Below are 11676 nucleotides of genomic sequence, written 5' to 3' on the forward strand. Positions count from 1 at the left end.
ATCACCAAGCTACTTCTGGAGCACCGACAGGTCCTGGTCCGCCTCCGGCACGGCCACCATGCCCCGGTCGTCCGGGAGGACCTGGACGGTGAAGCCCGGGACGCCGTCCTCCGTCGCCGCCAGGGTGCGGGCGCCGTAGACGGGCCCTCCTGAGACGTGCTCCACCGTGAGGGCGTACGTGCCCTTGAGGCCGACCGGGGTCGGTACCGCCACGTTCTGCGTGGTGCCCGCCTTGAGGGTGAACGTCTTCGAGACGGCCTCGCCGCCCTCGCTGCCCGCCGAGGCCGTGACCTTGACGGTGGCCCCGCGCGTGGGGGCGGTCAGGGAGAGCGTGGTGCCCTTGGCGCTGTTGTCGGCGACCGTCGCGCGCGTGCCGACCGGAGGCGTGGCCGGGATGAAGGCCGTCTCCTGGTCGTCGCCCTTGCCGCGGACGACCCGCAGAGCGGCGACCACCGGTACGGAGGTGTCGGTGGGGGTCAGGACCAGCGAACCGGCCTCCCCGCGCGTGACGTCACCGAGGTCGGCGGAGGCCGTCATGCCCGCCTTCACATGCAGCGTCTCGTTCCCGGCGGGGGTGATCAGACCGGACGGGGACGCGAGCTGCACCTTGAGGTCGGCGTCGGCGTCGCCGGGCGCGAAGGCGACCAGGCGCACAGCGGTGGCGTCCTTCGGGATGCCGGGCAGCACCAGGCTGCCTGACGGGTCCGTGGACGCGGCCAGCCAGTCGCCGCCGAGCTTGTCGTCCAGCGCCTGCACGGCCGCGCCCACGCGCCCGCTGCGGACGTTCACATGGACGGTGAGGTTCTCCTGCTTCTCCTCGGTGAGGGTGGACAGCAGGATCGGGTCGCTGGAGTGCGGCGCGACGGTGATGCCCTCCCCCAGCGTGGAGTCCAGGGCGCCGTCCTTGCCGTAGAGCTCGATGTCGACGACGGCGGCGGAGTCGTCGGGGTTGGTCAGGTGGACGTAGTCGGTGCGGTCGGCGGCCGTGCTCACGCCCGGGAACCAGAACTCGGTGTCGGGAGCGGAGCAGTTGACGCCCTGCAGCCCGCGGCCGGAGCCCGCAGCGACCTTTGTGGTCTCCTGGACGGTCCAGCCGGGCGCGAACTTCCCTTCGGCGGTGCCGACAAGGGCCGGCGCGTCACCTCCGGAGGTGTCACCGGTGGCGGGCTTGCCGGGCTCCGCGGGTTCGAGGACCGGCTTGCCGGCCTTCTTGCCCTTGCTCTTGCTCTTGCTCTTGCTCTTGCTCTTGCCGTCCGACTCCTCGTCGGCCGCCCGGAGTTCGGCCTTGCCCCCGTTGCCCGCGTCCTTGGTGACAGGCGTGTAGGACGTGTACGACGTCTCCGCTATGTCGGAGGTGCTCGGCGAGGGGCACAGCAGACTGGTGCGCTCCACGGGCAGTTCGGCGGCCGTCCTGGCGGTGCCGGTGGCCTGCGGTGAGCTGAGCGTGGCGAACCCGGTGACGGCGGCGAGCGCGGCGGTGCCGGCGATGAGGGACACGGTGGTGCGGTTCACTGCTGACTCCCGTCGGGGCGCTCACTGCCGGTGGCACCCGGGTCCTGCTGCGCCGGGTCGTACGCGGGGTCGTAGCCCTGGTCGTACTGCTGCTCGTACTGGCCGCCGTACGTCTGGTCGTACGACGTCTGCTGGTGCTGCCCGCCGTAGGCGTACGGGTCGTACTGGCCGCCCTGATAGGGGTCCGCCTGGTACGGCTGCTGGTCGTAGTCGCCTGCCGGGTACTGCTGGGCGGTGCCCTGGTACTGGTCGCCGGCGTAGGTGCCGTACTCGGCGTTCGCGTAGCTCGGGGCGTCCCAGTCGCCGTAGGGCTGCTGCTGCGGGACCGCGGCGGGGGCCTCCTGCGGAGGCGCGGGGAAGTCCTCGGACCCGGCGCCCTCCTCGGCCTCGGCCTGGGCGCGCAGCCGGCGGGCGCGGCGGCCCTCGCCCGCCACGGGCTGGGCCGGTACGACCTGCTCCTCGGGGAGGTCGTCGTCGACGTCGCGGCGGCGGCCGGGCAGGGCCATCACCACGAGGACGACGGCCAGGAAGCCCTGGATCCACAGCCAGAGGGTGTGGGTGAAGGGGTCGTCGAAGGTGACGTCCAGCTTGCCGCCGGAGGCGGGCAGTTCGAAGCCCTGGGCCCAGCCGTCGACGGTGGTGGGGGTGAGCGGCTTGCCGTCCAGGGTGGCGGTCCAGCCCTCGTCGGCGGTGTCGGCGAGGCGCAGGATCCGGCCGTCGGCACCGGAGGGGATCGTGGTGCGGATGTCGACAGGGCCCGCGGCGACGGGTGTCGCGGTGCCGGAGCCGGACTTGGCGACGATCGTCGCGCGCGCGACCTCCTGGTCGACCCGCCACAGTCCGCTGCCGTCCTGCTGGCTGAGCCGGGTCAGGCCGGGGGTGGCGTCCAGCACGCGTGTGACCTGGCGGGGCGCGCCCTTGTGCACGAGGACGTACCGCACGGCGAAACCGCCGAGCTGGTTCGCCTGGTCGGCGCCGGAGCCGGCGACGAGGTTGGCGACGACCTTGTCGAGCTTGTCGTTCTCACCGTCGGCCGCGGCGAGTTCGGCGTCGCCTAGGCGGGCGCCGGAGCCGCGCACCAGCATGTAGCCGACGTGGGCGGCGGAGTCGCTGTCGAGGACGAGGGTGCGGGCCTGGTCGCGGGTGCCGCTCTCCTCGGCGACGAACGCGGGCACCTGCACGGGGTCGCGTCGCTCCAGCGGTCCGTCGGCGCCGCCGATCATCCAGCCGGCGGCGACGAGCAGCGGGCCCGCGGCGCAGGCGAAGGCGATCAGTGCGGCGACCGGCTGGCGCCAGCCGAAGCTCTGCTCGGCCACGCGTGCGCGTGCCCCGTCGGCGCCGAGCAGGGCGGCGGCGAGCAGGGCGAGGCCGTAGACGAGGGTGGCGGGGCCCGCCCAGGTCGAGTCGTTGGACAGGACCGCGAAGACGAGGCCGACCAGGGCCACCGCCCAGGCCGTCCAGACGCCGAACTGCCGCTCGGCGCGCAGCAGGGCGGCCAGCGCGGCCAGCACCACTCCGATGAGCATCAGCCCGTCGACGGTGCCGGGTCCGCCGGGGCTCGCGCCGAGCAGGTCGAGGGCGGAGGCGGTCGAGGAGCCGTACTCCAGCCCCGCCTGCTCGAAGAAGCCGAACGGGAGCAGCGTCAGCGACCAGGGCGCGAGGACCAGCAGAGGAGTGCCGAACTGGGCCAGGAAGCGCAGGCCGTAGGCGGTGATGTCGGTGCGGCGCACTGCCAGCAGGCCGATGCCGAGGAGCAGCGTGATCGGCCAGATGATCGGCGTGAACGCGGTGGTGATCGTGAGCAGGAGGGCGAACGCCCAGGTGGCGCGCCAACTGCCCCGCGCACCCGTGCTGTTCGTCAGTCCGCCGGCCGCGACGCCCGCGCGCGCGAGGAGCGGCAGCAGGACGGCGAGGACGGCGGTGCCGACGCGACCGCCGGCGAGGGCGCCGGTGGCGGCGGGCAGGAAGGCGTAGACGACGGCCGCCCAGGCGCGCAGGAGGCGGGACTCGACGAGCGGGCGGGAGGCGAAGTACGCCGTGACGCCGGCCAGCGGCACCGAGCAGACCAGCAGGACCGTCAGGGCGAGACCGGTCGAGCCGAACAGCACGGAGGACAGCGCGGCGATGAGCGCCAGGTAGGGCGGCGCGGACGGGGTGCCGCCGGCACCCACCGCGTGCCACGCGTCCGCGTAGCGCGACCACAGCTCGCTCGCGTCGGCCGGGGCGGGCAGCAGGGCGCCGCCCGCGAGCGCGCCGCCGCCCAGGAGGTTGCGGCAGGCGACCAGGGCGACCAGCAGCAGCGCCAGGAAGAGCACCGGTCCCGGCTTGCGGGCGATGCGCTTGAGGCGGGCGAACTGCTCGATCTCCAGGAAGTCCGCGTCGTCGCCGCCGGGCCCGGACTCGATGCCGCCGCCATGGCGTCCCGCCGTGGAGGTCTCGGCGTCCGAGTTGCCGAAGAGGTTGCCCGCGACCTGCTCCACGGTGGCCCGCACGGTCGCGCCGGGCGGCGGGAACAGCTGCCTGAACTCGGCCTTGTCGACGACGGGCGTGCCGCGCTTGCTCCGCCCGGCGAGGATCCGCTCGGGCCGCAGCAGGGTGCCGAGGAGGCCGCGGATCTCGTCGAGGGCCTGTCCGGGGACCTTGCCGACCAGGTAGGCGACGGTCCGCAGCAGGGTGCCCAGGACCAGGCGCACCAGCACCCAGGGCAGCGCGGCCGTACGTGCGTTGACGAGCAGGGTGTAGGCGGCGCCGGCCTTGTCGACCTTGTGCGGGGAGGCGGTGGTGCGGCCCGCGCAGTCGACGGTACGGCGCTCCCGGGAGGCCGCCTCGGCATGGCGTACGACGGCCTCGGGGGCGATGAGGACGCGGTGACCGGCGGCCTGGGCGCGCCAGCACAGGTCGACGTCGTCGCGCATGAGGGGCAGGTGGCGGTCGAAGCCGCCGAGCTGCTCGAAGAGGTCGCGGCGGATCAGCATGCCGGCGGTGGACACCGAGAGCACGGACCGGACGTGGTCGTGCTGGCCCTGGTCCTGTTCGCGGCGGTCGAGGCCCGTCCAGCGGCGGCCGGAGTTGGCGATGGAGACGCCGACCTCCAGGAGCTGCCGCTTGTCGTACCAGCCGCGGAGCTTGGGGCCGACGACGGCGACGTCGTCGCGGCCGAGCTCCAGTTCGTTCTCCACGACGCGCAGCAGCTGGGCCAGGGCGTCGGGTTCGGGGGCGCAGTCGTCGTGCAGCAGCCACAGCCACTGGACCGGCTCGCCGTGCGGCAGCTCCGGCAGGTCGTAGGCGTCGTCGCGCCACGTGCGCGTGACCGGGTCCCAGCCGCTGGGCCGCTTCAGGTACGGCAGCTCGTCCGGGGTCAGGACGGGGGCCGTGCGGGCGGCCTCCTCGACAGCCTGGCCGAAGCCGGTGCGCCGGGCGAGGTGCAGGACCCGGTCGGCGCCGAGGGCGTCGGTGACCAGCTGCGCGGAGTCGTCCGCGCTGCCGGTGTCGGCGCCCACGGCGAACTGCACGGGGCGCTCCTGGCCGAGCAGCCCGGCGAGCGCGTCGGGCAGCCAGCGGGCGCCGTCGTGGGAGACGAGCACCGCGGTCACCACATGACGCGGGAACTCAGGAGTGGCAGCGCGGTCTTGGGCTGCCGTGTGGCTGTGCACGGACATCGAGGTACGGGCCCCGGTTCGGTGGACTGCGGTGGACGCCTGTGCCCTCAAGGGGCCGGCGAGGCGTCTCGGACGAGCGCCCACACTATCGGCTGGGCAGGACGGCGGCCCGCCGCCTGTGGATGACCCAGGTGCGACGGGCCGTTCGGTTGGGTACGAGAAGTGCGGTGAAGCGTGCCTCGCGTCAGACGGCGGCCTTCTTCAGCCTGCGGCGTTCGCGTTCGGACAGGCCGCCCCAGATGCCGAAGCGCTCGTCGTTGGCGAGGGCGTATTCGAGGCACTCGGAGCGGACCTCGCAGGAGAGGCAGACCTTCTTGGCCTCGCGGGTGGAGCCGCCCTTCTCGGGAAAGAAGGACTCGGGGTCGGTCTGGGCGCACAGCGCGCGCTCCTGCCAGCCGAGTTCCTCGTCCGCGTCGTCGACCAGCAGTTGCTGCACCAGCTCGGTCATGTGCGCCCCTCGTCTGTCTTCGCGTCCCCGTGTGACGGCCGTCAGCGATTTCGGCTGAACGACACGAGTGAAATTACAAGTGTGCTGCTCCGGGCGAGTCAAGCCGAGATCTGCTATTGGGCCCCTTATTCACTCTGCGGAACCAAGGCCTTGCTGAAAGTGTTCAAATCGGCATAAACCTTGACAAGCAGACGAGACCCGAGAGGGTTACCGAGCCTCGCCAGACCATTCGGCCTGTACGGGGAAGGACGCCCATCCGTTCGAACTCGTTCCGTACGCACGCGTGGAAGTCGCGGTGAACTCACGGCCCGTGCGCCCGGTTGTGCGCCATGTGTCCCGGTGGGCGCCTGAACAAACCTTTCATCTTGGAGATGGACCGGATGAGGTGAAACATGTCCCACTTTCAGGGTGTCGAGTTGACAGTGAAGGTGTGAGCCGCTGTCCTTGGGGCATGCTCGCGAACTTGGCACTCACCTCGACCCGCACGGCCGGGTCCCACGGTGCTGCCCGCGCTCGCTGTAGCTGTTGTTGCTGTTCCAGCTGTTGAGCCCAACGCGCTCCGGCTGCTCCTGAGTCCACCGTGACTCGGCTGCTAGTGCCCCGCCCTCACCCGGGCATTCCTGTCCTCCCGTGATCCGGGCGGACGGTACGCGACACCCAGCCAGCCCCCACTCTTCGCCGAGGACCCCCGCACCCCATGAACAGCGACAACGACCTCCAGATCGCCGGCGACCTCCTAGAGGTCCCGCACCTCCTCCAGGCCCCCCGCGAGCACCCGGCCACCGTCGCCGACTTCGTCGGACTGGCCCGCTCCATCGCCGCCGACCGCTCGCAGTGGGCGGACCTCGTCCAGTACGACGCGACGAGCCGCTGGTACCACCGGCTGCGCACCGGACCCGGCTACGAGGTGTGGCTGCTGTCCTGGGTCCCCGGCCAGGGCAGCGGGTTGCACGACCACGGCCGCTCCTCCGGAGTCCTCACCGTCCTGGAGGGCGCGCTGACCGAGCGCACCGAGCGGGGGACGCGCGCGCTGGGCGCGGGGTCGCAGCGGGTGTTCGCGCCGGGGTACGTGCACGAGGTCGTCAACGACGCCCTGGAGCCGGCGGTGAGCCTGCACGTGTACTACCCGGGCCTGACCGAGATGCCCATGCACACGGCCTGCACCGCCCGTGAGTCCTACGACGAGGTGGACGTCGTGACCGCGTGACGCGATGTCGTACCCGCCTGCAAGACTGGCTCCCATGCGAATCGTGGTTCTGGCAGGCGGCATCGGCGGTGCCCGTTTTCTGCGTGGTCTGAAGCAGGCCGCGCCGGACGCGGACGTCACGGTCATCGGCAACACCGGGGACGACATCCACCTCTTCGGGCTGAAGGTCTGCCCGGACCTCGACACGGTGATGTACACGCTCGGCGGCGGCATCAACGAGGAGCAGGGCTGGGGGCGGGCCGACGAGACCTTCCACCTCAAGGAGGAGCTCGCGGCGTACGGCGTGGGGCCCGAGTGGTTCGGGCTCGGGGACCGGGACTTCGCCACGCACATCGTGCGGACGCAGATGATCGGTGCCGGGTATCCGCTGAGCGCGGTGACCGAGGCGCTGTGCGACCGGTGGAAGCCGGGGGTACGGCTGATCCCGATGACCGACGACCGGGTCGAGACGCATGTCGCCGTCGAGATCGACGGGGAGCGCAAGGCGGTGCACTTCCAGGAGTACTGGGTGCGGCTGCGGGCGTCCGTGCCGGCCCACGCGGTCGTGCCGGTGGGCGCGGAGCAGGCCAAGCCGGCGCCGGGGGTCCTGGAAGCGATCGCGGAGGCGGACGTCGTGCTGTTCCCGCCGTCCAACCCCGTCGTGTCCGTGGGCACCATCCTCGCCGTGCCGGGTATCCGCGAGGCGATCGCCGAGGCCGGGGTGCCGGTCGTGGGCCTGTCCCCCATCGTCGGGGACGCGCCCGTGCGCGGCATGGCCGACAAGGTCCTCGCGGCGGTCGGCGTCGAGTCCACGGCCGCGGCGGTCGCCGAGCACTACGGCTCGGGCCTCCTTGACGGCTGGCTCGTCGACACCGTGGACGCCGACGCGGTCGGGCGGATCGAGTCGGCCGGCATCCGCTGCCGGGCCGTACCGCTGATGATGACCGACCTCGACGCGACCGCGCGGATGGCCCGGCAGGCGCTGGAGCTGGCGGAGGAGGTGCGCGGAGCTTGAGCGAGATGTCTGCCGAGGGCTACCGGGTCTGGGCCGTCCCCGGTCTTCCCGAGGTGCAGCGAGGGGACGACCTGGCCAAGATGATCGCCGCCGCCGAGCCGGGGCTGGCCGACGGGGACGTCCTGCTGGTCACCTCGAAGATCGTGTCCAAGGCGGAGGGGCGGGTCGTCGAGGCGGGTGACCGGGAGGCCGCGATCGACGCCGAGACCGTACGGGTCGTGGCGCGGCGCGGGCCGCTCAGGATCGTGGAGAACCGGCAGGGGCTCGTGATGGCCGCCGCCGGGGTCGATGCCTCCAACACCCCTTCCGGGACGGTGCTGTTGCTGCCCGAGGACCCGGACGCGTCCGCGCGGGCGATCCGGGACGGACTGCGGGACGCCCTCGGGGTCGACGTCGGGGTCGTCGTCACCGACACCTTCGGGCGGCCCTGGCGCGCCGGGCTCACCGATGTCGCGATCGGCGCCGCCGGGGTGCGGGTGCTGGACGATCTGCGGGGCGGGACGGACGCGTACGGCAATCCGCTGAGCGCGACCGTCGTGGCGACGGCCGACGAACTGGCCGCCGCCGGTGATCTCGTGAAGGGCAAGGCCGCCGGGCTGCCCGTCGCCGTGGTGCGCGGGCTCGCGCACGTCGTGGCCGGGGAGCACGGGGAGGGGGCGCGGGCCATGGTGCGTCACGCGCGTGACGACATGTTCCGGCTGGGGACCTCGGAGGCGGTCCGGGAGGCGGTCGCCCAGCGGCGTACCGTACGGGCCTTCACCGACGAGCCCGTCGACCCCGGGGCCGTGCGGCGGGCGGTGGCGCTCGCGGTCACCGCGCCGGCGCCGCACCACACCACGCCGTGGCGGTTCGTGCTGCTGGAGTCCGAGGACGCGCGGACCGGGCTGCTGGACGCCATGCGGGACGCCTGGATCGCCGATCTGCGGCGGGACGGGAAGTCCGAGGAGTCCATAGCCAAGCGGGTGCGGCGGGGCGACGTCCTGCGCAAGGCGCCGTATCTCGTCGTGCCCTGTCTGGTGATGGACGGGTCGCACACGTACGGCGATGTGCGGCGGGACGCGGCCGAGCGGGAGATGTTCGTCGTCGCCGCGGGGGCCGGGGTGCAGAACTTCCTCGTCGCGCTCGCCGGGGAGCGGCTGGGGTCGGCGTGGGTGTCGTCCACGATGTTCTGCCGCGAGGTGGTGCGGGAGGTGCTGGGGCTGCCGGAGGACTGGGATCCGATGGGGGCCGTGGCGGTGGGGCATCCGGCGGAGGAGCCCCGGCCCCGGCCGGAGCGGGACGCGGGGAGCTTCATCGAGGTGCGGTGAGGTGCGCCCGATGCGTCGAGGTGCGGTGGTGGGCCTCGGCTTGCGCCTAGTCTCATAGGGCTGTGTTCCCGTTCCTCTCGTAGCTCAGGACTTCATTCGTGGCAGGACGCTTCACTCCGCGCCCCACGCTCCCCCACAGCCTTAAGGGCGTGGGAGGGGCCCCCATGCCCGTGCGTGGTGGGGAGGTCGTGGTGCCCGCCGCGCGGAGGCCGGCGGCGCGGGTGGAGGCCCCGCTGGTGCGGAAGTGGACGCCGGGGTGGCCCGTCGATCTCGGGCTGGTGCTCGGCGCGCTTCGGCGGGGGCCCGCGGATCCCACCTTCCGGGCTCTTCCGGACGGGTCCGTGTGGCGGGCCAGTCTCACGCCGGTCGGGCCCGGAACCCTGCGGGTGTGCGTGTACGGCGGTGAGGTGCGCGGCGAGGCGTGGGGGCCGGGGGGTGAGTGGCTGCTCTCGCGGTTGCCGGAGATGCTCGGGGCCGCGGACGATCCCTCCGCCTTCGTGCCCCGGCATCGGGTCGTGGCGCATTCCTGGCATCGGCGGCCGGGGTTGCGGCTGACGCGGACCGGGCTGGTGCTGGAGTCGTTGATCCCTTCCGTGCTGGAGCAGAAGGTCACGACCGACGAGGCGTATCGGGCGTGGCGGCTGCTGGTGCGGAAGTTCGGGGAGCCGGCGCCGGGGCCCGCGGCGGGTGGGCGGTTGTGGGTGATGCCGGCGCCGCGGACGTGGGCGTTGATCCCGTCATGGGAGTGGCACCGGGCCGGGGTGGACAACAAGCGGGCCTCGACGATTCTGCGCTGTGTGCGGGTGGCCGCGCGGTTGGAGGAGGCGGTGGGGATGTCTCCTTCCGCTGCGCAGGCGCGGCTGGAGGTGGTGCCGGGAGTGGGGCCGTGGACCTCCGCGGAGGTGGTGCAGCGCAGTCATGGGGCGGCGGATGCGGTGACCGTGGGGGATCTGCATCTGCCGGGGATCGTGGGGTTCGCGCTCGCGGGAGATCGGGATGCGGATGACGCGGCGATGTTGTCGCTGCTGGAGCCGTATGCGGGGCAGCGGCATAGGGCGGCTCGGTTGATCTTGTTGAGTGGGCGTACGCCTCCCAGGCGGGCGCCGAAGATGACCCGGGGGGACATCGGGCGGTTGTGACCGGGTGGGGTGCCGGGGGGATTTTTCGCCCCCGCCGCCCCTACCCGTCCCGTCCTCCAGGGGCTGCCGCCCCTTCGACCCCGCTCCCAGGGGCTCCGCCCCCGGACCCCCGCTCCTCAAACGCCGGAGGGGCTGGATGTGCCGGAGGGGCTGGATATGCCGGAGGGGCTGGATTTACTTCACTGGTCGGAAGAGAAGCGGACCGCTCCCGCCGGGATCCTGGCGTCGCACCAGATTCTCGTGCCGTCCAGCAGTTCGTTGTCGGCGCCGATGACCGCGCCGTCGCCGATGACCGTGCCGGTGAGGACCGAGCGTTCGCCCACTCGGGCCCGGGTGCCTATCAGGGAGTCGGTGATGACGGCGCCCGGTTCGATGACCGCGCCCGGGAGGATCGTCGAGCCGGAGACCCGTGCGCCCTCCGCGACGTACGCGCCCTCGCCGACCACCGTGCCGTCCGTCAGCTTCGCGTCGGGGGCGACCCGTGCCGTGGGGAGGACCAGGCGGTCGCCGCAGCGGCCGGGGACCGCCGGGGAGGGGGCGCGGCCCAGGACCAGGTCCGCCGAGCCGCGGACGAAGGCGGCGGGGGTGCCGAGGTCGAGCCAGTACGTCGAGTCCACCATGCCCTGGAGGTGGGCTCCGGCCGCCAGGAGTTCGGGGAAGGTCTCGCGTTCGACCGAGACCGGGCGGCCCTGCGGGATCGTGTCGATGACCGAGCGGCGGAAGACGTACGCCCCCGCGTTGATCTGGTCGGTGACGATCTCCTCGGGGGTCTGGGGTTTCTCCAGGAAGGCGAGGACCCGGCCCGTCTCGTCGGTGGGGACCAGTCCATAGGCCCGGGGGTCCGTCACCTTCGTGAGGTGGAGGGAGACGTCGGCGCCCGTCGTCTCGTGCGTGCGCACCAACGCCCTGATGTCCAGGCCCGTCAGGATGTCACCGTTGAAGATCAGGACCGGGTCGTCGGGGGCGGAGTGCAGACGGGCGGCCACGTTGCGGATCGCGCCGCCCGTGCCGAGGGGCTCCTCCTCGGTGACGTACTCGAGGTGGAGCCCGAGGGACGAGCCGTCGCCGAAGTGCGGTTCGAAGACCTCCGCGAGGTAGCTCGTCGCGAGGACTATGTGGTCGACGCCCGCCGCTCTCGCTCTGGCCAGCTGATGGGTGAGGAAGGGGACGCCGGCCGCACGGACCATGGGCTTGGGGGTGTGGACCGTGAGGGGTCGCAGCCTCGTGCCCTTGCCGCCGACCAGGAGGATCGCTTCTGTCACCTGTCGTCTCCGCTTCCTGCCGGGACCGGCCCGAACTGTCTTTCGACCGGCAAGTGTATGCAGCCGTTGTACGGCACCTTCGGCGGCCGTGCGGCATTCGCGCCTGCCCCCCGACGGCGGTGAAACGGGTGGTACGAACTCTCCTCGG

8 protein-coding genes are annotated in these 11676 nt (G+C 72.7%); 4 read left to right on the plus strand and 4 right to left on the minus strand.

Features of this window, described 5'->3' with window-relative positions; genetic code table 11:
- Positions 1-9: 9 nt before the first annotated feature.
- The 3 genes from ABZT02_RS15220 to ABZT02_RS15230 form a co-directional block, all read right to left on the minus strand.
- Entirely contained in the window at positions 10-1512 is a 1503-nt protein-coding gene (locus tag ABZT02_RS15220) for a DUF5719 family protein (protein WP_356018042.1), read from the minus strand.
- On the minus strand, positions 1509-5171 hold the full coding sequence (locus tag ABZT02_RS15225) for a glycosyltransferase family 2 protein (protein WP_356018044.1): 3663 nt from the start codon (positions 5169-5171) through the stop codon (positions 1509-1511). The genes ABZT02_RS15220 and ABZT02_RS15225 overlap by 4 nt, the downstream gene beginning before the upstream one ends.
- 184 nt (positions 5172-5355) lie before the next feature.
- The gene (locus ABZT02_RS15230; protein ID WP_003990679.1) at positions 5356-5619 is read right to left on the minus strand and encodes a WhiB family transcriptional regulator; all 264 of its coding nucleotides are present in this window, start codon (positions 5617-5619) and stop codon (positions 5356-5358) included.
- 697 nt (positions 5620-6316) lie between these two features.
- Between ABZT02_RS15230 and ABZT02_RS15235 the strand changes: the two genes are divergently transcribed.
- The 4 genes from ABZT02_RS15235 to ABZT02_RS15250 all read left to right on the plus strand — a co-directional run bounded on the left by ABZT02_RS15235 (position 6317) and on the right by ABZT02_RS15250 (position 10266).
- The gene (locus ABZT02_RS15235) at positions 6317-6826 is read left to right on the plus strand and encodes a cysteine dioxygenase (RefSeq protein WP_356018046.1); all 510 of its coding nucleotides are present in this window, start codon (positions 6317-6319) and stop codon (positions 6824-6826) included.
- Between the two features lie 34 nt (positions 6827-6860).
- On the plus strand, positions 6861-7820 hold the full coding sequence (cofD, locus tag ABZT02_RS15240) for a 2-phospho-L-lactate transferase (RefSeq protein WP_356018048.1): 960 nt from the start codon (positions 6861-6863) through the stop codon (positions 7818-7820).
- Between the two features lie 5 nt (positions 7821-7825).
- Positions 7826-9127 carry a coenzyme F420-0:L-glutamate ligase gene (locus tag ABZT02_RS15245; RefSeq protein ID WP_356018625.1) on the plus strand — a complete coding sequence of 434 codons (1302 nt, stop codon included), beginning with the start codon at positions 7826-7828 and terminating at the stop codon, positions 9125-9127.
- A 164-nt stretch (positions 9128-9291) separates the two neighbouring features.
- Entirely contained in the window at positions 9292-10266 is a 975-nt protein-coding gene (locus tag ABZT02_RS15250; RefSeq protein WP_356018051.1) for a DNA-3-methyladenine glycosylase 2 family protein, read from the plus strand.
- Positions 10267-10445: 179 nt separating this feature from the next.
- On the opposite strand, the gene ABZT02_RS15255 is transcribed toward ABZT02_RS15250, so the two are convergent.
- On the minus strand, positions 10446-11528 hold the full coding sequence (locus ABZT02_RS15255) for an NDP-sugar synthase (protein ID WP_356018052.1): 1083 nt from the start codon (positions 11526-11528) through the stop codon (positions 10446-10448).
- Positions 11529-11676 lie beyond the last annotated feature (148 nt).

Origin of the sequence: Streptomyces sp. NPDC005402 (assembly GCF_040606575.1) — a bacterium.
Classification (GTDB): domain Bacteria; phylum Actinomycetota; class Actinomycetes; order Streptomycetales; family Streptomycetaceae; genus Streptomyces.